This is a genomic window from Mucilaginibacter paludis DSM 18603 (assembly GCF_000166195.2).
In the GTDB taxonomy this organism is placed as follows: Bacteria; Bacteroidota; Bacteroidia; order Sphingobacteriales; family Sphingobacteriaceae; genus Mucilaginibacter; species Mucilaginibacter paludis.
Map to the genome: position 1 here is coordinate 5,368,591 of NZ_CM001403.1, position 22,255 is coordinate 5,390,845.

General features: G+C 45.7%; 16 protein-coding genes and 1 pseudogene. 10 read left to right on the forward strand and 7 right to left on the reverse strand.

Annotation, left to right across the window (positions count from 1 at the left end; translation table 11 throughout):
- Positions 1-306 precede the first annotated feature (306 nt).
- Together MUCPA_RS22670 and MUCPA_RS22675 are read right to left on the reverse strand one after the other, a co-directional pair.
- On the reverse strand, positions 307-1,512 hold the full coding sequence (locus tag MUCPA_RS22670) for a PepSY-associated TM helix domain-containing protein (protein ID WP_008509555.1): 1,206 nt from the start codon (positions 1,510-1,512) through the stop codon (positions 307-309).
- Positions 1,513-1,563: 51 nt separating this feature from the next.
- Positions 1,564-3,906, reverse strand: a complete 2,343-nt coding sequence (locus MUCPA_RS22675) for a TonB-dependent receptor (RefSeq protein WP_008509556.1) — start codon at positions 3,904-3,906, stop codon at positions 1,564-1,566.
- A 24-nt stretch (positions 3,907-3,930) separates the two neighbouring features.
- Between MUCPA_RS22675 and MUCPA_RS22680 the strand changes: the two genes are divergently transcribed.
- From MUCPA_RS22680 to MUCPA_RS22690, 3 genes are all read left to right on the forward strand, one after another.
- On the forward strand, positions 3,931-4,107 hold the full coding sequence (locus MUCPA_RS22680) for a hypothetical protein (protein WP_157543968.1): 177 nt from the start codon (positions 3,931-3,933) through the stop codon (positions 4,105-4,107).
- Positions 4,085-4,288, forward strand: a complete 204-nt coding sequence (locus MUCPA_RS22685; RefSeq protein WP_169316196.1) for a hypothetical protein — start codon at positions 4,085-4,087, stop codon at positions 4,286-4,288. Before MUCPA_RS22680 ends, MUCPA_RS22685 begins: the two co-directional genes overlap by 23 nt.
- 95 nt (positions 4,289-4,383) lie before the next feature.
- Positions 4,384-5,067 (forward strand): TIGR02117 family protein, encoded by a 684-nt coding sequence (locus MUCPA_RS22690; protein ID WP_217220323.1) that lies wholly within the window; start codon positions 4,384-4,386, stop codon positions 5,065-5,067.
- Between the two features lie 200 nt (positions 5,068-5,267).
- Here the strand turns inward: MUCPA_RS22690 and MUCPA_RS39600 are convergent.
- Together MUCPA_RS39600 and MUCPA_RS22705 are read right to left on the reverse strand one after the other, a co-directional pair.
- A pseudogene (locus MUCPA_RS39600) lies at positions 5,268-6,361 on the reverse strand (ISAs1 family transposase).
- Positions 6,362-6,576: 215 nt separating this feature from the next.
- The gene (locus MUCPA_RS22705; RefSeq protein WP_008509559.1) at positions 6,577-7,713 is read right to left on the reverse strand and encodes a metallophosphoesterase family protein; all 1,137 of its coding nucleotides are present in this window, start codon (positions 7,711-7,713) and stop codon (positions 6,577-6,579) included.
- An 834-nt stretch (positions 7,714-8,547) separates the two neighbouring features.
- Between MUCPA_RS22705 and MUCPA_RS22710 the strand changes: the two genes are divergently transcribed.
- The 4 genes from MUCPA_RS22710 to MUCPA_RS22725 all read left to right on the forward strand — a co-directional run bounded on the left by MUCPA_RS22710 (position 8,548) and on the right by MUCPA_RS22725 (position 13,009).
- Positions 8,548-9,186, forward strand: a complete 639-nt coding sequence (locus MUCPA_RS22710; protein ID WP_008509560.1) for a (2Fe-2S)-binding protein — start codon at positions 8,548-8,550, stop codon at positions 9,184-9,186.
- Positions 9,183-10,169: an FAD binding domain-containing protein gene (locus tag MUCPA_RS22715; RefSeq protein WP_008509561.1), complete on the forward strand. Its 987-nt coding sequence runs from the start codon at positions 9,183-9,185 to the stop codon at positions 10,167-10,169. The genes MUCPA_RS22710 and MUCPA_RS22715 overlap by 4 nt, the downstream gene beginning before the upstream one ends.
- 41 nt (positions 10,170-10,210) lie before the next feature.
- Positions 10,211-12,343, forward strand: coding sequence for a xanthine dehydrogenase family protein molybdopterin-binding subunit (locus MUCPA_RS22720; RefSeq protein WP_008509562.1), 2,133 nt, complete (start codon positions 10,211-10,213; stop codon positions 12,341-12,343).
- Between the two features lie 312 nt (positions 12,344-12,655).
- Positions 12,656-13,009: a winged helix-turn-helix transcriptional regulator gene (locus MUCPA_RS22725; protein WP_008509564.1), complete on the forward strand. Its 354-nt coding sequence runs from the start codon at positions 12,656-12,658 to the stop codon at positions 13,007-13,009.
- 46 nt (positions 13,010-13,055) lie between these two features.
- On the opposite strand, the gene MUCPA_RS22730 is transcribed toward MUCPA_RS22725, so the two are convergent.
- Genes MUCPA_RS22730 through MUCPA_RS22740 form a run of 3 tightly spaced genes read right to left on the reverse strand, consistent with a single transcriptional unit; the run spans position 13,056 to position 17,060 of the window.
- Positions 13,056-14,651 (reverse strand): MFS transporter, encoded by a 1,596-nt coding sequence (locus MUCPA_RS22730; RefSeq protein WP_008509565.1) that lies wholly within the window; start codon positions 14,649-14,651, stop codon positions 13,056-13,058.
- On the reverse strand, positions 14,648-15,715 hold the full coding sequence (locus tag MUCPA_RS22735; protein WP_008509567.1) for an HlyD family secretion protein: 1,068 nt from the start codon (positions 15,713-15,715) through the stop codon (positions 14,648-14,650). Before MUCPA_RS22735 ends, MUCPA_RS22730 begins: the two co-directional genes overlap by 4 nt.
- Positions 15,716-15,719: 4 nt before the next feature.
- Positions 15,720-17,060: a TolC family protein gene (locus MUCPA_RS22740; RefSeq protein ID WP_217220325.1), complete on the reverse strand. Its 1,341-nt coding sequence runs from the start codon at positions 17,058-17,060 to the stop codon at positions 15,720-15,722.
- 78 nt (positions 17,061-17,138) lie between these two features.
- On the opposite strand from MUCPA_RS22740, the gene MUCPA_RS22745 reads away from it, so the two are divergent.
- The 3 genes from MUCPA_RS22745 (at position 17,139) to MUCPA_RS22755 (ending at position 21,708) form a co-directional block, all read left to right on the forward strand.
- Entirely contained in the window at positions 17,139-17,936 is a 798-nt protein-coding gene (locus MUCPA_RS22745; protein ID WP_008509571.1) for an AraC family transcriptional regulator, read from the forward strand.
- A 162-nt stretch (positions 17,937-18,098) separates the two neighbouring features.
- Complete coding sequence (locus MUCPA_RS22750; RefSeq protein ID WP_008509573.1) at positions 18,099-20,474, forward strand: DUF2339 domain-containing protein; 2,376 nt, start codon at positions 18,099-18,101, stop codon at positions 20,472-20,474.
- Positions 20,467-21,708 carry a DUF3999 family protein gene (locus MUCPA_RS22755; RefSeq protein ID WP_157543970.1) on the forward strand — a complete coding sequence of 414 codons (1,242 nt, stop codon included), beginning with the start codon at positions 20,467-20,469 and terminating at the stop codon, positions 21,706-21,708. Before MUCPA_RS22750 ends, MUCPA_RS22755 begins: the two co-directional genes overlap by 8 nt.
- Positions 21,709-22,255: the final 547 nt, after the last annotated feature.

Below are 22,255 nucleotides of genomic sequence, written 5' to 3' on the forward strand. Positions count from 1 at the left end.
TTTTTAAATAAATATTTGTGTTGCCGCCTGTTTTAAAACAATAAACTACTCATCAATTCATCGGCGTATTACAATGTTCACCAGGCAATTCATAGGGAACAATAATGATGTGTGGATCGGTGCCGATTTAATTTGATCTGTTAATATGCGGCAACAATTAAACTTATGGGGGGATTTTCTATATTGATAATGTTGCTTCGGAGATAATCCGCGGGGAAGCCCCAAGTCAAATTGATTAGTGATACGTAACATCACCAAAATATGACTCAAGGCTAATTATTTTTGACTTAAGCGTAGTTTAAAACCTTACCGCTTTCTTCTGTTTGTTTTTCCCCATTTGCGGTTGTACCAAATTATAAAGCCGGTTACGGGTAAGCTGGCCCCGATAATGCAAGCTAAAAATGCTAAAATTTTTGTGGGCAAACCTAATACCTGGCCGGTATGGAGGTCAAAATTCATGCGGTATACTTTTTCGCCGGTAGATACCTGTTGATAGGATTTATCTTCGGGCGAAACGCCATTCAGCTTTTGCAGGGTATACCGGTCGTAATAGCAAATGGAGCGGTTATAAATCAGGGTGCCATCACCAAAAAACACATCGGCCTCGTAGGGGTCTTTTGCTTTTTCCGGCAGTTCGATCATGATGCGGCCAAAATCAGGATGAAGTTTGATGGTTTGGTTCCAGATACTGTCTTCAGGTGCGGGGATGAGCGGTTTGGTGATGGTGGTATCCGATAATGGGCTGCGCTGTTTCGTTACGGTTTGAGTTTTCCAGGTGAGCGTAGTATACAGCCCGCTCCTGAACCAGGCGAAAGAAAACACTATGCCGGTAATGGTGAGCACCACAACAAACAATGCCGAGTAAAAGCCCAACACATTATGCAGATCGATATTGAGCCGTTTCCATTTGGCATTCCACTTAATTTTAAAGCTTTTATCGCGTGTTTTATGGTTCCATTTTTGTGGGAACCACCAAATTAAACCCGTAACGATAGTGATCAGGAAAATAATGCAGGCCGAGCCAACAATGGGGCTGCCAATTTTTTGTGGCAACCATAAAAACCGGTGCCCCGCCCGTACAAACAAGAAAAACTTTTCGGTACCCGAGGGCTGCCGTTTATCCTGTAATATCTGGCCGGTATAGGGGTTTAAATAAATGTGTGCCAGTTTAGCTTTACCCAGTTTAGTAATGCAATACGCCGATTTGCCGGGAGCGCCATAAATGATATTGCTGACTGCCGTTAAGGTATCGTGCCTGCTTTCCAGGTAAGTTTTGGTTTTCGCAATCAGTGCGGAAGGCGGCAAAAAGCTTTTTTGCTGCACCTGTACCCGTTGATAAGGTGTGGTAAAGTAGCTAACCTCGTAACGGAAAACCCATAATGCACCGGTTAGGCAAACCACCAATACAACAATACCCGAAAATAATCCCAGCCAGAGATGGAGCCATTCCGAAATTTTTCTGAACGCTGATTTCTTTTTTCCGTGGGGTTTTTGTGTTGCTGTGCTTAACATAAAAATAGGAAGAAGCCACCCCTTTGGCAGGGGCGGCCTGCTTTATTTGGATTAAAATTTAAAGCTTAGTGTGCCTAATATTTGGCGCAAGGTTTCGGGGATACCGTAATTGGTCCAGTAATGCTCATTGGCCAGGTTATTGGCTTTGATCCCAAAACGCCATTTGGGCTGTTCGTAAAAAACGGTGGCGTTTATTACCGTGTAGGCCGGTATAACAATCTGGTTTTCGGCATCAAAAAAACATGATGCTACGTAGTTACCGCCAAAACCCAGGCCTATATTTTTTAAGAAATTGCCGGCAAACTTATAGCTTGCCCAAAGGTTGGCATAGCTGGTTGGCGTTTGCGCCTGTAAGTTGCCCACGTTTGCTGTAGCGTTCAGTATTTTATAATTGTTGGTGGCATAGCCAGCAATAATATTTAATCCGCTTAGGGGGTTAGCTATCACTTCGGCTTCAAATCCCTTACTTTTTGATGTGGCATCCTGCACGGTATAGGCATTTACGGTACGGGTATCATTGCTGATCTTGATATCGTAATAGCTTAAAGTGGCGTTCAACCTTTTGTTTAAAGTTTCCAGTTTTACACCGCCTTCCCATTGGTTGGCCTGGCGCGGTTTAAAAACATCCACATTGCCGTTGGGCTGCGTTACCGGCCCCACGTTCTGGAAACCATTCATATAATTACCAAAAAGGGATATCTGATCTTTTAGAACCTGGTAAGTTAAACCCAGTTTTGGCGAATAGGCAGTTTGATTGTAATTGCCGGTTGTTGCTGGCACACCGTTGGATATGGTGGCATCGTTATTAAAGCGGTCCACCCGCAAACTTAGCATCGCTGCCAGCCTATCTGTAATATTCAATACATCTGAGGCATAAGCGCTGTAAGATTGTTGGTTGTTTTCGGTATTGGATTGGGTTTTGGTTGCGATGATGGCGTTCAGTTTTTCGAGGTTGATTCCCGGTATAACAGGCGTAACAGAAAGGTCAACCTGGTCGTACACGCCTACTGCCGTAAATCGCAGAAAGCTGCGGTAACGGTAAAAGTTAACACCGGTTACTACCCGGTTGCGTAAGCCGCCTATTTTAAAATCGCCGGTAAAGTTTTGCTGGCCGTTTAGTGATGTAAATGTCCGGGGGCCATAGCTGGAAATGCTGCGGTCAAATTTATTGTCGGCGGTCCATTGCGGGTAGATCTGGTTGCTGTGATCGATCTGGTTTTCACCATAAGCCACGCTGGTGGTTGATGTCCATTCGTCGGATAGTTTGTATTTGGCCTCGCCGTAATAGTTGATCGCGTTCAGTGAGGCATCTAAATTAGAAGCGGTTAGGGCGATGTTAAAGCCAATCGGGATGTCTTTAAAATTTTTGTAGCTGGTTTTATTCAGGTTTTGATAGTAGGCAACCGTTGAGCGGTTGGTTTGGCTAAATTCCGCTTCCAGTAAAAAAGTCAGCTTATCGCTGGCTTTATACAAAAAGCTCGGTGCAAAAGTAAGCATGCGCTTAAAGCCGAAATTCTGGAAGGAGTTTTCTTTATGGGCGGCGGCATTGATTCTTAAAAGAGCGGTTTTATCGGCGTTAAGCGGGGTATTGATATCCGCAGTGATGCGGCTTAGCTGGTAACTGCCCAGGCTTAAACCAATATCGCCTTTAAGTGTATCAAGCGGTTTTTTGGTTACCTGGTTAATCAGTCCGCCGAAACTAACGATGCTGGAACCGAACAAAGTAGCCGATGGGCCTTTGATCACCTCGATACGCTCGATATTGATAGGGTCCGACTGGTAAGATTGAACAGCAAGCCCGTTTCTTACCGTTGTTGTTGCGTTGAAGCCCCTGATAGTACCGCCGGTACCGCCCGCCGGATTGTTATTAGGCGAAACACCAGGAACGTTCCTCAGGGCTTCTTTAAAATCCACAACCTGCTGCTCGGCAATCAGGTCTTTCCCTACTGAAGTGTATACCTGTGGGTTCTCCAGGTTCTCTAATGGCATACGGGCCACGTATTCAGTTTTTTTACTGGCAAACTTATTGGTTTTACTGTCGCTCACCACAACTTCGTGCAATTGCGCGTTGCTCTCGGTGAGTATAAAATTTGCAGTGGTAGTTTTTCCCGCTGTCACTTCCACCATTTTGCGTTGTGTAGCCAAGCCGATAAAGCTGGCAGTGAGGGTATAGGTGCCTGTTGGTACGCGGTTTATTTGGTAAGTGCCTTTGGGGTTAACGGTAGCGCCTTTAGCTATTCCGCTCAGTGCAATTGATACAAATTCGGCAGGCCTGCCATCGGAAGTTTTAACAGTGCCTTTGATGGCTCCGGTTTGTTGGGCGGATGCTACCGCGGAAGAAATAAATAAAAGAATGGTAAAGTAAAATTTCTTACTGCATAGTAAAGAATTCATAAGTTTGTTTAAATGTTTAATGGGTTGAAGGATCTGTTAGCGTTGGCCGGTGTGATGTTTGGCGACGGAGCACCGGCTTTTTTATGGGCTTGTGTTTACATAGGCTTGATTTTGGCACAAAGAAAACTTTTATTTAGAATAAATCCAAATAAAGATAATGTGATGGGTCAGCCCTATTTTGAAGACACTGCTATTGGATAGAGTGACTACGGTGGCCGTGTTAAGGATAGTAGCGGCTACCGGCCTGTGGCTAAAGCCCGTGCAGTATAAGCGGATAGCCCGGCCCGACGGAGGAGGGAAACACCCCAGCCTTAGCGGACAGCTTTTCGACTGTTTAATTTTAACCCGGCTAAGGCAAAAGGGCTATTCATGGTGCTTTTAATACTTCGCCGATATGATTGATAAATTGTAATATAATAAAGTTATATTGTACCACTGAATGCTTATAATGATGGTGCTAAAACCCCAATGTATACGATGAAGATTATTAAAAGCACGTTGAAAATGCTGTTAAGAACGGTACTGGGCATCATTGCTTTTTTAGGCATTTTTCTTTTCTCCGCGTTTTTGCTTTCCGTTTGGGCTGTGCAAAAGGAGCCGGGAACACCCGGCGATGTAGCTATTTACATATTAACCAATGGCGACCATACGGATGTGGTGATGCCGGTAAAAAACGCGGTTTTTGATTGGAGCAAAGAGATGAGTTACAGCAACACCTTGGGGCGCGATACCACGGGTAGATACGTAGCCGTAGGCTGGGGCGATAAGGGTTTTTATTTGAATACGCCTACCTGGTCGCAATTAAAATTCAGCACGGCATTTAAAGCGGCGTTCGCGCTCAGTACGTCGGCTATTCACGCCACCTTTTACCCGGCTATGCAGGAGAGTAACAACTGCAAGAAGATTATGATTAGCCATGCGCAGTATAAAAGATTGGTTGCTTTTATTGATAACAGTTTTAAAAGAGATAGCACCGGTAAGGTAATTAATATTAAAACCAACGCTAATTACGGTAAAAACGATGCCTTTTACGATGCCCAACGGAGGTATAACCTGTTTTATACCTGCAACACCTGGGCCAACAATGCCCTGAAAGCCTGCGGGCAAAAGGCCTGCGTATGGACGCCTTTTGACAGGGGGATTTTTTACCATTACAGGTAGGGGGGATGAATTGCGATATTATCGTAATTGTATGATGCCGTTAAAGCTTATTGTTCAACGTAGTTTAGAAATTGAGTTGCTTATCAATTGGCAATATACTCAGGCAAAGGCACCAGATGTTAAGCACACAGGCTGGGCTTTACAATCGCTCGTATAGAACACACCCCTCCGCCCCTCTCGAGAGGCAGGGCTGTTGCATTCTAAGTGAGTAATTGTTTCAATCTGCCGATGTCATTGCAAACGAGTCTTTGTGCTTGTGCTATATTTTGAAAGCCATGAGCTCTGAAAACGTTAATAGCGATGTTTCTAAACACCGATATATTTTCTGGTGCATGAGAAGTTCTAATGCGGGAGGCATCCTCTTTAAACGTGACATCCTTTACCCAATGTAGCTTATTCTCTATCCCCCAATGACTTCTGATTCCATAGCATAACAATTGTGCATTTTCCCTCACACTGCTGATATAGAATGCGCAATCCTCACTGATCTTATTTTTGTCTTTTACCCAACGCTCTACCTTGATTACCTGACTGGCGCCTATCCAGGCTTTACTGATTTCTTCTGGCGCCGGGCATATACATACCGATCTGCGCTCTGTACGTCCTTTATTTTTCTCCAATTCAACGAACTTGCTGCAAACCTTTGCTGTATCCGATGTCAGCGCCGCTATTTTTTCATAAAGGCCCTTTTGATTCTTTTTTACGCCTATCATATAATCATTATTCGTACCTATTATCAGCTCAACTGTTTTTTTTGGCAATGTAAGGCGTCAAGCGTAAACGTTACCCCTTCCAATCCCAGTTCAGCAATAAGCTTGCGTACCACCGGAATTTCACTTTCCTTTGAATTGTCTACAAGACCCTGGGCTAATACTTGACCACGGCTCCCATTATAGATACTCACCAAATTTACAAATCGCTGTTTTTCAAGCGCATAATCACTCATTGTCCCTTTGATCGCTTTGCCATCTATATTCATCCATTCATTTTTATTGATTTCTGTATACTGACTGGCCCATTGATAAAAAACTTCGCTTAAACTTTCAAAATCTAAATTCTGCAGTACACGCCTCACGGTATAAAACGTAGGCAAACGGGATTTTTTCGGAGTGAAATAAGTCAAAAGATCTTTTTGATTACGCTTTATAAAATCACCCAGAGCACGATAGCCGTAATAACCACTCATCGTCCCCATCACAAATAATAACAAAATAAACGTTTGGTCATGCCGCTGACCAGCCTTTCTACGCACGTCTGGCAACTTCTGCAAATAGGTTATGATGCCCTTGTCCATACTCTTTTTTCTGCAAATTTAAATCCTCCTTCTTTTAAATGCAACAGCCCTGCTCTCGAGAGGGGAATCGCACGGGCCGCTGCTTTTTTTCATATTGCTCTGATAATGAGTTTTTTATTCTGATCCCCTCTCGAGAGGGGGTGTGTTAGGCGGTGCGGCTGCAGGGGGTGTGTTTTCCGCGCGACGAACTTCCTCCCTCTTACTTCCTGCTTCTATCATCCTGCCTCTATCTTCTCGATCACCTTCGTAAAACTATCCACCAGGGTAACCGTAAGCGGCTCGCCTTCGTGCAGTTCGTCCGGTACGGTATAATATTCGGTTGTGATGCTTACACCCGATGGTGTTTTTTCGAGGTTTACTTTCAAAAAACCATGTTTGGTATCGCAATAGCTTAATAGATCCACCTGATCAAGCCGGGGGCTATCGCCGTTAAAACGGATATCATCTGTGTCTGCAATAGCGTGCAGTTCGTCGTAACCACCGGCACCGGCTACTATGTAGGGCACGGTAGAGCCATCGGGGTAGTGTTTGCATAGCCTTTGGTAATTGTGTACATGCCCGCTGAAAACTATGTCGGGCTTAACATTGGCTTCCTGGTAGGCGCTCTCCAAAAAATCAATCATCGTTAAGCTTGAGCTGTGGTTAACATCTGCCGAGTACGGCGAGTGGTGTATGCAAACCAGCAGCGCTTTATCTGGCCGTTTTGATGCGGCAGCCTTCAGTTGGTCAATAAACCAGGCGCGTTGCCGGGCATCGATAAAGCCGTATTTGGGCACGTTGCTGTACAAGCCTATGATGGTAGCCAGCGGAGTATCGAGCACCCAGTAAACGTTGGGCTGGGTGATACTCTTTCTGTTGGTGGTATTAAAAGCTACCTCACGGGATAGGGTGTCGCAAAAAACGGTTCGGAATGCATCCAGACTGTTATATGGCGTTTCCGCATCAGGGTTTACATCGCTGTCGTGATTGCCCGCAATAGCAAAGATGGGGCCGGGATAGTTTTTAAAAGGCTGAAAAAACTGCCTTTCGTATTCAAAGGCTTCGCCGTGATTATAAACCACATCGCCTAAATGGTATAAAAAACAAGGTTGGCTTTGCTGTGGCGATGACTGCTCGCATTGCTGTACCATACCTGCGGCCACAAGCGTTTGATAGCTGAAGGCGCGTAAATTACCGGTATCGCCAGCGATATGAAAAGCCATACTTGCGGGGGAGATAGCCGGAAGAATATCCTGGAGAGCCAAATGGTAAGGATATTTGCCCGAAGGCTGGGGTAAAGGCTGGGCCTTATAAGAGTCGTCGGGTTGATTGAGTTTGAAAACCGGCTTATTGTACTTCGGGGAATTTATCATTGTTGATTGGAAGAAGGCCAAAAGTAAGCAATAGATATAAACGCACTATTAACAAAAATTTAAAACGCCAAAATTTAAACTCCATCCATGTCATCCCGACGCGAGGAGGGAACTTCTAAAAGCGGTAAGTCTGCATCATATCGGGTACGCTGATTATCAATGTGCTATCTTTTTCTCCGAAAATCAGTATTCTTAATTTAGAGCATCGTCCCGCTCAATCGCCGTATGAAGGGCCCCACCCAACCCGGTACGGTAGGGAGGCCTAAAAAGAAGTCTCGCCTACCGGTGGAGATTTAGAGGGGGCTATTGTTTGTTTTTGGTGTGAATGATTGCTATCGCAATTTTGTCTTGACACAAAAAGAACCAAAACTAAGCGACAGCAACCTCGTGAATACCTTGAAAAACAAACAATAGATGAATAAACCGACCGTAGGGAGCTCATGAACACCTTTAAAAAAAACAAACAACAGGTGAATAAAGTCAAGACTGCCCGCTAGGCCAGCTCTTGGCCCTGCGTGCAGTCGGGCCTTTGCGCACTTTCTTTCTGCACTTAATAATCTAAAAGGTTCAAACGTCATCCGTGTTTTTCAGGCGATCCCTCCTGATGGCTTGCAATTCGCCACTAATTTATTTATTAGTAACTCAGCCTGATGATTTTTTGCTTGCTGTAAGGCCGATTTGCTAAATTGCAATGATTGGTTAACTTGGGCGACTGTTTTTTGCGAAGAAGGTAATTTTTTTACAAATATGCCTAAAATGTACAAACAATTAAGCCTTTGTTGCCTTTACATTATTGTAAACGCGTATTTGTTGCAAACATAATTCCATCAAACTATGTCCAGTAAAAAGCCATGTACACCTGCCGAGATTGAAGGCCCCGTCAATGGAACACGCCGCGATTTTTTAAAGCAAACATCGTTTTTAACGGCGCTGGCCCTAACACCCGGCAGTGTGGTTAAAGCAGCCGAGAGCCAGTGGGATGAAAAGCTGGCGGATGTTTTTGAAAAGGTAACTTTAAATATGGAGGTTAATGGCGTAAGGCATACCCTGGCTGTTGAGCCACGCGTTACGCTGCTCGATTTGCTGCGTGAGCAATTTGACTTAACTGGAACCAAAAAGGGTTGCGACCGTGGCCAATGCGGTGCCTGCACCGTACACGTAAACGGTGTGCGCATTAACTCGTGCCTTAGCCTGGCCGTTACCAACGAGGGTAAAAAAATAACGACCATTGAAGGCTTGGCCAAAGGCGATGAGCTACACCCTATGCAGGAAGCTTTTATTAAGCATGATGGTTTTCAATGTGGTTATTGCACTTCCGGGCAGATCATGTCGGCCGTAGCGCTGATCAAGGAGGGGCATGCTCATTCGGAAACGGAAATACGCGAGTTTATGAGCGGTAATATATGCCGCTGCGGTGCCTATCCCAATATTGTAAATGCGATACAGGAAGTTAATAACGGAGGACGGTCATGAATCAGTTTCAATATGTAAGGCCCGCCGAAACTGCGGGTGCCATTAAATCGCTAACTAAGGATACGGGGGCTCATTTCCTGGCCGGAGGCACCAATCTTATCGATTTGATGAAGATGGGCGTGGTAGTACCTTCAAGATTGGTGGATATTAATCACCTGCCTTTAAAAAACATCGAGAAAGTTCCCGGCGGTTTACGCCTGGGTGCCCTGGCTACCAATAGCGAAGTGGCCGATAACCAAACGGTATTGCAAAGTTTTCCACTGCTATCGCTTGCCATCAACGCCGGTGCATCGCCCCAGTTGCGTAATATGGCTACCGTTGGCGGCAACATGATGCAGCGCACCCGTTGCCCCTACTTTTTTGATACTACTATGCCCTGCAATAAGCGCGTACCCGGCAGCGGCTGTGGCGCTTTACAGGGTTATAACCGGATGCATGCCCTTTTTGGTGCCAGCAACCAATGCATAGCGGTTAACCCCAGCGATATGAATGTTGCGCTAACCACCCTGGAAGCCACCGTACATGTAAGTGGGCTCAAAGGTGTCAGGAAAATCAATTTTGCCGATTTTCATCGCCTGCCGGGCGATCATCCGGAGTTGGATAATACCCTGCAAAAGGGCGAAATGATTACGGCGGTTGATCTGCCCGATTCGCCTTTTCAAAAAAACGTAGCCTATTTAAAGGTGCGCGACCGTACTTCTTACGCCTTTGCCCTGGTATCGGTGGCCGTGGGTTTGAACATCAGCAATAATACCATTCGCGATGCCCGGCTTGTTATGGGTGGCGTGGCGCATAAGCCCTGGCGCTTAACCGCAGCCGAGGCGTTTTTAAAGAATAAAGCGGTGAGCGAAGATAACTTTAAGCAAGCAGCTCAAATTGCCATGCAGGGGGCTAAAGCGTACCAGTATAACCAATTTAAGTTAAAGCTTGCACCCAATACAATGATACAGGCTTTGAAAACGGCTTCGGGCCTGGCATCCTGATAGGTTGCTGATTAATTGACCAATATTTAACAATTATCGTCATGAAAAAAGACGCGATAGGCGATCCATTAAGCCGGGTTGACGGCAGATTAAAAGTTACAGGCGGTGCAAAGTACTCGGGCGAATATAAGGTTAGTGGCTTAGCTTACGGTGTATTGGTGCCCGCTACCATTACCAGTGGTACCCTAACGAGTATTGACACTAAAGCAGCCGAACGGGCACCCGGAGTGCTGGCCGTAATTACGCCATTTAACGCGCCCAAAGTACCCGGCTACCAGCCCGACGCGCCCAAGCCGTTTAAGGGATTAAAATTGTTTAACGATAACGAGGTGTATTTTAACGGGCACCCGATAGCGTTGGTTGTAGCCGAAACGTTTGAAAAAGCTACCCATGCCGCCAGCCTGGTAAAGGCTGCTTACCAGCAAAGGCCCTTTGAAACCGACTTTCATAAAAACAGGGATAAAGCTGTTACACCACAGGGTGGCAAATATAAAGATTACCTGCGCGGCCAGGCCAATGCCTATAAAAACGCGCCCGTGCAGTTGGAGCAGGAGTACCTGCAACCATCAGAAATGCACAACCCGATGGAGCTGCATGTAACTACCGCTTTTTGGGATGGTGACGACCAGGTTACACTTTATACCAAATCGCAGGGTGTAATTGGTTCACAAAAGGCTATAGCGGCTGCCTTTAACCTTGATCCCGCCAAGGTTCAAATTAATTCGCGTTTTGTTGGCGGGGCTTTCGGCTCCTCGTTGCGTACCTGGCCGCATGAGGTTGCTGCGGCGCAGGCTGCCAAAATGCTTAAACGCCCGGTGAGGATTACTTTAACACGCGAGCAGATGTTTACCTTAGTGGGCTACCGGCCCTTAACCATCCAAAAGATAGGTTTGGGCGCTACCGAAGATGGTAAACTGGTGGGTATTACCCATGAGTCGATCTCGCAAACTGCCGTTTACGAGGAGTTTACCGAAAATTCTGTTAATGTTTCAAGGTTTTTGTACCAAAGCCCCAACGCCAATACCTTATATAAAGTAGTACCCTTAAATGTTGGGGTACCGGCACCTATGCGCGGCCCGGGTGAAGCCACAGGCGCTTTCGCGTTGGAGTCGGCCCTGGATGAACTGTCGTACCTGCTTCATATGGACCCCATTGAACTGAGGCTGAAGAACTATGCGGATCACGATCAGGAACAAAACTTGCCCTGGTCGAGCAAATACCTTAAAGAGTGTTATAGCAAAGGCGCCGAGCGAATTGGCTGGAGTAAGCGCCAACCTACACCCGGAACCAACCGCGATGGTGACTGGCAGGTAGGCTACGGTATAGGTTGCGGAGCTTTTGGAGCATACCGCGGACGTGCACTGGCTAAAATAAAGCTGATGGCGGATGGTACCGTAAATATTCAAAGCGCGGCCAGTGATATTGGCCCCGGTACGGCAACAGCTATGGTATTGATTGCGGCAGATACGCTTGGGCTACCCGCAGCGCAAATTACTTTCGAGTTGGGTAATTCATCGTTCCCGGTGGCCCCAACACAGGGAGGTTCGTCCACCGTATCATCGGTTGGTTCTGCCGTACACGATGTTTGCATCGCCCTTAAACAAAAGTTTAATTTGATGGCGGGGAGGCCGCAGGATAATACCGGCGATATTGATTATGTGAATATTTTAAAGCAGCAAAATTTACCCATGCTGGAGGTAACACAGGAATCGCAAAGCGGTGCAGATGCTAAAAAGTATTCTATGTATTCGTTCTCGGCTCATTTCGTACAGGTGTATGTACACGCATTAACCGGTGCGGTAAAAATAAAAAAAGTGGTGGCGGTTGTTGATGCCGGCAAAATTGTAAACCATAAAACGGCCAGCAGCCAGATGATTGGCGGCGCCGTAGGCGGTATTGGCATGGCCATGACCGAGGAAGCTGTTTTTGACGATCGTTTTGGACGATATGTAAATGGTAACTTTGCAGACTATCATGTGCCCGTGAATGCGGATATTCCGCAGATCGAGGCCATCTTTATCGATGAGCGCGACCCCATCATCAACCCGGTGGGTACCAAGGGCATCGGCGAAATTTCGCTGATTGGCGTGGCCCCGGCTATTGCCAACGCGGTATATAACGCCACAGGTAAAAGAATCAGGGAGTTGCCTATTACCCCCGACAAGTTGATTTGAGATTTTTAAGGGTCTGGAATATTGAGTTTCGAGTTTGGATTCTTTTACAGAATCGGCGATTTTTGTATTCGTTTTTTGTTGGTTAGCTTTAACGAAAAATAGCCTAATGTCGTGTCAACGAATAAAATGTCGGTTATCATTTAGTCAAAGTTATTAGTACTTAACCATGAATTCCTGATTTTGACTCAAGACTCCCGACTAAGTACTCTTGATTTAACATTAAGGCATTTAGGGAATTGTAATAATTGATGCGGGCGATAAAATTAGATCATTACTGTTGACCAGGTAACCAAATATTCAGCTAAAGTTAAAATGTCCGAAAGAAAATTAAGTTCTACTAACTATTACAACCAATCGTTTTTAGAAAACAAGTGTTCGCTTAACGAACTGCTTTACCTGGTGAGTAAGCGGTGGCTCACCGAAGTGCTGTTCAGTATTGAGGAAGGGAATAACCGTTTCACCAGCTTAAAAGAGAGTTTGGAATACATTAGCGATCATATCCTGGCCGATAGGCTGAGACTGCTGGAGCAGCACGGATTGATCAATAAAAGTTATTTACCGGGCAACCCACCCCGAACGGAGTATGTATTGACAAGCCAGGGTTCGGAGTTAAGTGATTTGCTGGATGGCTTGTGCAACTTCGCTGAAAATAAAATGCAGTTTTAAAGGTGATGTAAATGGATTTATCGCTTTTGTAAAAATCAATCAATAATTAATAGGAGACCGGTGCCGGTTGGCTTGCTTTTAAATTCACGGTTGTGCGGTTGAGGTAAGGCACCAGGGCTATCACCAGGATAATGATCAGGATAATCCAACTGATGAGCAGGTAATAGTCCATCGCAAATCGTAACTGGCTTTGTGCTTGTGCTGAGCGGGATAGTAGTCCGTTAGCAAGGCGGGTAGCCTGATCAGGAGCCATACCACGGCTAACCAGTATCTGCCGGTAGCCTGTCAGGCGCTGTACCGCGGCCGGGTCCAGATCGGTTAACGCTTGCTGAAACCTGTTGTAATGCTCGCTTTGCTGATGCAGCGAGAAATAATTAACCAGTGCTATGCTGGTACAAAAGCCAGTGAACCTGAAAAATACGCCTGTAGCGGATGCGGTGCTGCTTAAATCTGGCGGTACGGATGATACCATGAAAACGATGAGGGGCGTCATGAGTAAGCCGGTGCCTATGCCCTGGATGAGCAAGGGAATAAAAAACTCGCTGGTATTGGCCTGGGTAGCAAATAAAATCCGCATCCACAAGTGGAAGGAGAGCAGAAAGGCGAAGCCCGCCATCCAGATTAAACGCATTGATCTTTTGTACACAATAAGTCGCGACGAAGCCAGTACGCCCAGTATAATGCCGCTGATGTTGATGAGCAGCAGGTAACCGATGTGGATAGGATCGAGCCCCAACACGGTGGCAAAGTAGGTGGATGTGATACCGAAAGCCCCGCGGCAGAGGTAGAGGAAAAAGATAAGCAGGGCACCTATTTTAAAGTTACGATGGTTAAATACCTGTAATGATAGGTAAGGCCTTTTTTGATGGGCCTGCCGGAGTACGTGTATGCACAGCAGTAAAAAGATGGAGACCACGCCCGCTATGATGCGCTTATCCTGTAGCCAGTAATATTGCTGCCCGTATACCAATACATAACCAGTAATACACAGGATGAGACCATATAGGATAAAGCTTGCCCAATCTACCTGGTATAACGGGAATTTTTTATTAAGCCTTACATTATTCATTACTACAAACAGCAGGGTAGTGCCGGGCAAATAAAAAAAGATGATACCCTTGTATAAAATGCTATAGTCGAAAGAGTCCAGCATGGGCGCTGTAACCAGGGTTGTAAAGGGGGCTATGCATAATAAAACACAATAAAATGCCGAGTACCCAATTTCGCGGGCACGCTCGGTATGTAGCCGGCCAAAAATGAGTGTGATACAAATACTGGTGGTGGCGCAGTTGGCCATTCCCTGCAAAAAGCGGAATACAAAGAGCATGTGCAGGTTGTGCGTAGTATAGCACACGTATGAGGTTATAATTTCGATCACGGTACTTAGCAGCAGGTATTGCTTTACCGCTACGAAGTTAAAAAAGCGACGTTCGAGCGCGAAAAAGCTGGCGACAGCGGCATAAAATATCACCATAGAGTATTGCACATCGGCAGGTTCAATGCCATAGTATCCGGCTGCGGCGCTGCCGCTGGCTGTTGAAACACCAAATAAGCCCATGGAAGGCAAGGTGACCATAAAAATGGCTACCCAGATTAACCAATTGGGTACCCAGTTTTTAAATATCGGCACAGTGGTTTTCATGGTCTGTTGTTTTTGGGGATGGTTACCAGCGCGTTCATCCCCGCGCTCAGGGCAGAGATAGTTGAGGCGCTGTCGGTAAGCCGGATACGTACAGGGATGCGTTGTACTATTTTAACATAATTGCCTGTTGAGTTATCGGGCGGTAACAGCGAAAAGCTTGATCCGGTGGCGGGCGACACGGAGATGATGCTCCCTTTAAACTGTTTGCCAGGAAATGCGTCCGTCTCAATAAGCGCGGCCTGTCCCACGTGCATATGCCGCACCTGGGTTTCTTTAAAGTTGGCAATTACCCATTTGCCTGCTTCGCGGTCAACAATAAAAGCCAGGGTTTGGCCTGCCTGTATCTGTTGCCCGGGCTGTATGGTACGGCGGCCCATTTTGCCGTTGTATGGCGCGCGGATTACGGTATAGCCTACATCCAGTTTATTGCGGTTTAAGATGGCCTGGCGGCGGGTAATTTCGGCCAGTAAAACTTCTTTTTGTACCCGTGTATCGTTCACCCGGGAAAGGGAAGCCTGGTAGTTATCCAGCGCCGACTGGTAGTCCGACCGGGCCACTTCCAGTGCGGTTTGTACGTTTTCCAATTGTTGCAGCGTAGCCGACTCTACGTCATAGAGCTTTTTATACCTCGCATATTCCTGTTGCTGTTTCCACAGGCGCGCCCTGGCCGCTGCAATTTGCCACTGGCTCACCTGCGATGTTTTGCCCAGTGTAGCTACATTGCTGTTTAGGGCCAATTGCTGCGCCCGCGCGTTTGCTAAGGCCGCTTCGGCCTCCTGTTGTTGCAACTGGTATTCGCTGTTATCAATCACCAGCAGGGTATCGCCCCGCTTAACGTCCTGGTTTTCTTCGTACCTTATTTCGCGGATATAGCCGCCCACTCTTGATGTAACCGGGTTGATATACTCCTGCACCTGGGCATCGTTTGTTTCTTCGTAAAAACACAGGTTCCATACCGATATGGCTCCCCAAAATATCAGCGCAAGCAAAATGATGCCCGCAATCCAGGCCGTTATCCGGGTAATTAGCTTATCGGTTTTGGTATATTTATCGTGTGTGCTCATGTTTTTAAAAATTGCCAATTGCGTTTTGTAACTGATAGTATTGCATTTGCGCTGCTATTTGCGCCGCTGCCATATCAAACCGGGTTTGCAGCAACTGGGTATTGGCTTCAAGTAAGTCGGTTACCAGCGATAACTGGTTAAAATAAGTATTGTTCACTATCCTGGAGTTTTCGGTAGCCTGCTGTATATTGGTACGGGCCACGCTAACGCGGTTAAGAGCCTCCTTATAGCGCAGGTAGGCTTCGTTAACCCGCTGCCGAACGGCATCTTGCGTGTCCTGGTGCTCTATTTCCTGCATTTTGTATTCCAGCTCCGAGGCTTTCACCTTATGGCGGTTATAGTAAAATGCCGAAATAGGAAACGATGCCCTGATGCCGGCCATCCCTAAGCCATACAGGGCAGCGCTATAGGGAAAGAACTGAATTTGCGGATAGCTATAGGCATAATTGGCAAACAAACCTAATTTAGGCGATACGTTGGCCCTTACATCCAGTAATTGCAAATGGCGCAAATTAGTTTCCTGCTCGGATATTTTATTTTGGTAAGCATGGCTGTTGGCTTCCGTTAGGTAGGCTTCATCAGGTTGCTGAGGTAACGAGTCTAAATTCATGGCGTTTACCGGGCTAATCAGCGTAGTATCCGGTAGGCCAATCAGGATGTTGAGCTTTTGGTTGGTAATGGCTATATCATTCTCAATGGTGGTTAAGGATAGCTTTTGCCTGGATAGCTGTAGCTCGGCCCTTAACACATCGCTCTTTAAAACTACGCCGTTTTTTTGCAATTGCCTGATCTGGTCAAGCTGCTTTTCCTGGTCGGTAATGTTGCTTTGCAGCAGTTGTTTAAATATCAGGCTCCGTTGCAGATCTAAAAAATAAGCCGATGCCCGTAGTTTAATTTCAGAAACGGTCAAGTTTTTTTGCTCCGTTCTGATCTGCATTACGGTTTGCTGTTCGGCAATTTTTAAGTTGGTTTTATGGCCGTTATAAATGTTGAGGTAAGTATCGCCGCCTACGCGATAATAAGTGTGCAGTACCGGGTACTGGCTTGGGGTATGGAAAAGGCCATCCTGGTAAATGGGCAGGTTGCTCACCCGGGCATATTCGCCGGCTACATCAATTTCGGGTAGGCGTTCGGCTTTAGCATCTTTAATATCCTCCTGGCTGCTTTGCACATGCAGCTGTTGCATCTGGATGTTTTTATTGTTCTGGTTAGCCTTCTCCCACACTTGCTGCAAGGAAAGGCCCACGGCTGTAGGGCCGGATAGCTGTACCTGGCCAAACGTTATTTGGCTTGTGGCTAATATGCTTAATAACAGGCATATATGTTTGTATAGATGGCACTTCATGTTCATGCACAAAATTACACGTAGTAATTTTGTGCTATTTGATGTAACTTGCCTAAAATTTGATGATTCCGGCCAGATATGAAAGAACTGCTAACTACCCAGGAATATCTTGTTCACATTGACAAATACCCCAGAACGATTTATGTTTTGCACGAGAAATCAGAAAGGCGGTTCCCGGTGCATTACCATACCAAGGGGCAGCTAACGTATGTAGAGGGGGGGATAGCCTACGTGCATACCGAGGGGAATACCTATGTGATACCAGCACGCCATTACATTTGGATACCCGGCCAGTTATCCCATTTTTTGCAGATGGGGAATTCGGCAACGGCCATCCGCACTATTTATTTCCACATGGATATTGGCGATAGTATTTTTTATCAGCACATGGGTATCTATCCGATCAATAACCTGTTGCACGAGATGATTTTATATACCAGCCGGTACCATGGCGACCAGGAGCCCCAAAGCAAGTCCTTCATTTTTTTAATGGCCCTGAAAAATATGCTGCCCGAGTCTGAAAAGCATAGCTTGCCTATCATATTGCCTACAACCCAAAATCAAAGGCTGCGGCCGGTGTTGCAGTACCTTAACCAAAATGCTGGGCAGGTGCTTACACTCCAAACCGTGAGCAGCCAGTTTGGTTTAAGCGAGCGCTCTTTATCAAGATTATTCCAGTTGGTTTTAAGTATTTCGTTTTTGCAATACCTCAGGCAGTTACGCATGGTAAAAGCGGTGGAGATGATGTTGCAAACCGATTTAAACCTGAGCCAGATTGCCTATGCCACCGGGTATGGCAGTATTTCGGCGTTTAGTAATACGTTTTACCAGTTAACCCAACAGCGCCCCTCGCTATTTGTGGGTAGTTTGCCGTAGGCAACGGTAAGTTAAATACTACGCCCATGGTTGTACAAAAATCTTCGGGCGAGGCCAAATTGGCTATGCTATATTCTTTCAGAGCTTCCTTCTCCAATATTAAATACCTTTTGTTATTTATTTTAGATAGTTTTATAAACCCTAAGCTTATGAAAATTTTTTATGGAAATTATATATATCCTGCTTTTATTACTGATCATTTATTTCCAGATTTCCGGCAAGAGTAACCTGGCCGAAAAAATGGATGCCCTTGAAAAACAGGTGCGGGGGTTAGAGCAGCTGTTAAGGCAGTACAGGCAAGCGGGTGCTCAGCCAAAGCCACCGGCTGCGCCGCTTGTGAAACCTGTTGTACCCGAGCCTCCTAAGCCCGAGCCGGTTATACCACCCGAACCGGTAGCCAAACCTGTTGCTCCCCAGAATATTGAACGGCAAAAAGAAGTGGTTACCGATCCGTTTTCCACCATCAGGCAACCGGTTAAAACACGCGATGCCCAGCCGCCCAAAATCTATCAGCCTGCGGAGCCCGAACTTTCGTTTTTTGAGCGCCACCCAGATCTGGAGAAATTTATCGGCGAAAACCTGATCAACAAAATCGGGATCGCCATTTTGGTGCTGGCTATTGGCTTTTTTGTAAAGTACGCTATCGATAATAATTGGATTGGCCCAATTGGCCGTGTTGGTATCGGCGTGTTATGCGGTGGTATATTAATTGGGCTGGCTCATCGCTTGCGCAAATCGTACAATGCCTTTAGCTCGGTATTGGTAGGCGGAGGCCTGGCTGTTTTGTATTTTACCATTACGCTGGCTTACCATCAGTTCCATCTGTTTAACCAAACAACATCGTTCATCATCCTTATTATAATTACCTGCTTCGCGGTAGCGCTATCCTTGCTTTACGATAAGCAGGAACTGGCTGTAATAGCGCTTATCGGCGGGTTGAGCAGTCCGTTTATGGTAAGTGGCAATGTGCCAAATTACCATGCCTTGTTTACCTACCTGGTTATATTAAACCTGGGTTTGCTGGCCATTGCTTACCGTAAATCGTGGCGTGTGCTCAATGCCTCGGCCTTCGGGTTAACGGTAATTGTATTCGGCGCGGCAATCTTTTCATTATCCGATAAAACCTATGTAACCGGTTTAATCTACGGCAGCGTTTTATACCTGCTGTTTTTTGCCATTAACGTGGCCAATAACGTAAGGGAAAATAAAAAATTTATCGCTTCTGATTTTTCAATCCTGCTCATCAATACCGGCCTGTACTTTGGGGCGGGCCTTTACCTGCTTACAGCTATGCACCGCGAGGAGTTTCGTGGCTTTTTTTCGGCGGGACTCGGTTCAATCAACCTCATCTTATCCTATGTGCTGTTTAAAAACAGGAAGGTTGATACCAATATATTGTACCTGCTTATCGGCGTTACACTTACCTTTATCTCGTTAACGGCGCCTATCCAATTACACGGGCATAACATTACCTTGTTTTGGGCCGCCGAAGCTGTTTTGTTATACTGGTTATATCAAAAGTCCGAAATTGAGTTAATGAAACTAACCTCCCTGATTATCTGGGGAGCGATGTTGATCAGCCTTTGGATGGACTGGTTAAGCATTTACACTTACGCGCATACCCCGTTTACCATATTGGCCAATAAGGGTTTTATCACTACTGTGGTGGCGGCCATCAGTTCGTACCTGTTATTTATGCTGATGCGGAAGGAAGAGATTAACCAGGTTTATAGTCTTACTGTACAAAGCAGCTTATACAAATACGTATCCTTTATATTGCTGTTTATGAGTGGGCTGCTCGAGGTTAATCACCAGTTTTTAAGCCGGTACCCGGATACGCAATTAAATAACCTGTACCTGATGCTTTATATCCCGGTATTTGTTTTTACTTTTTATACGCTGTCAAAAAAAATCCCGGCCATCCAGCCAAGCTGGATTATAAGTACGGTGCTGCTGGCGGTTTGTATTGTGGTCTACTTCATTTTTAATCCGCAGTTTTTTGATCTTCAGTATTTGATGCTGGTACAGCATAGTTTACCGGCCTGGCATTTTGTGGCGCATTGGCTGGGGGCTGTTTTTGTAGGACTGATTTTTTATCAGCTGATTGTGACAGCGAGAGACGTGCTGCCAAAAGAAATGCAAACTACAGCCACCTGGATACTTTCGGCAGCCATTTTATTGTTTTTAAGCCTGGAGTTTAGCCTGTTGAGCAACCAGCTATTTTATTCGCCGCTTACCGCTATTGATCGGGTGGTTACGGTTTATATTAAAGTAGGTTTACCTATCATCTGGGGGCTGTCCTCATTTGCTTTGATGTGGTTGGGCATGCATTACAAGATGAGCACTATGCGTGTTATTTCGCTTACCCTGTTTTCGGTTACGCTGGTTAAGCTGTTTGTGTTTGATATTCAAAATATTCCGCCGGCCGGTAAAATTGCGGCTTTCTTTTGCCTGGGCGTATTGTTGCTCATCGTATCGTTTATGTATCAAAAAGTAAAGAAAATAATAGTTGAAGATGAACCCAAGCAGCATGAATAAAAAGTTTTTTTTGGCGCTTACGCTGATGTTAAACGCGGCAGGTTTATTTGCACAGCAAAACTTTAAATACCGTGCAGCTTTGCCCAAAACTGATTCGGACGGCTTCTACCAGATCAGCCTATTGCCACCCTTGGTAGCGCGTGCCCAAAACAACCTGGCCGACCTAAGGATTGTTGACGGTGCCGGAAAGTTTGTGCCTTATATTTTTGGCAACCGCCTGCCGGTTAAAAATGAAGCCAGCTTTGCGGCCTTCCCCGAAGTTAAGCTTTCACCGCAGCCTGATACTGCTACGGTTTTTATAGCAGATAATCAGGCTCATCAAACCATTAGCGAACTTTATTTGAAATTGCGTAACGCGGATGTAAAGCGCAGCGTAAGTTTATCTGGTAGCGACGACCTGAAACATTGGTACGCCATTAAAGAAAACATCGGTTTAACCGGTGCCGGTTCAAATACCTCCGGAACTTATGAGCAGCAGCTTAATTTCCCGTCGAGTACTTACCGTTACTTTAAAATTCAAATCAGTCATCAAAATAAACAGCCTGTAGCCATTTTGCAGGCAGGTATTTACAGGCAGCAGCAAACTGTTGCATCCGTTTATGAGCAGTTACCCGCGCCGATGCTTTCGCAACTGGATAGTGCCGGGTCCAGCTATGTTACCCTTCGTTTTGCGGAAGCCTACCAGGTTAATAAGCTGCACCTGAATCTTTTGGGAATAAAATATTACAGGCGGCCGGTAAACATTTACCAGGTAATTAACGGTGTACATGGTTTAATTGCCGAAACCGAGATCAACTCATCGCGTTTGCCAGAGCTGTATTTTTCGGCCAAAAGCCAGATGCTTGAGCTACAAATTGTGAATGGTGATAACCCCGCGTTGGAGGTTAAGGGCATTGTGGCCTATCAGTCGGAACAGTCGCTGATAAGTTACCTTAAAAAGGGGCAGTCCTATTACGTTTTGGCTGGCAACGAAAAGGCTACCTCTCCGCAGTACGATCTCCAGTTTTTTACCGATAGCCTGCAACGCAGCATCAAGTCAATCAAACCTGGCGCGGTTACGGCCAATCCGCAATATCAGAATCAATCAGTACCAGTAGCAGAGCGTACCTCGCCCTGGCTCATCTGGTTAGCTATCGCGGCGGTGGTAGCCGTATTGGGCTTACTTACTTTTAAAATGATGAAAGAGGTAAATCAACGGAAGGAAGAGGAGAAGGGGAGAGAGGAAGAAGTTTAAGCGGTTATTAACGGTAATTAATTGGTGTTTTTTTCTAAGCCTATGTCATTGCGGAGATTTCTGAACCCTGCGGTATCTGAAGGTTAAAATGAGAAAAGGTACGTGCGTAGAAGGGGCAGTGCTGTGCTTTGCAAGGCTTATAATGGCTTCTGTTTAAGTTGCTGATTATTAATTCAAAAACGTCATTGCGAGGTACGAAGCAATCTCTACATAGGCAGAGCGGCTTGTGCAGGTTTGTCTGTATACCAGAAGTTGCTTTGTCGTTCTCCTTATAATGACGTCTTTTTAAGTTATTGATTATTAGTGTATTTTTTTTCTACAAAAATCAGTATTCTTAATTTATAGCCGGAGCCTTACTCAGTATAACACGTCCTTTTTTTGTGCGCGAAAGCGGTCATCCTGAGCCTGTCGAAGGACGTGCGGCATGGACTTGTACGAGGTGTTTTTTGATGCGGCTTATCATTTTTATTATCTAAGTTATTGATTGTCAATATGTATATTATCGCTTTGATATACAGTATTCTTAATTTAAAGCATCGGCACGCTC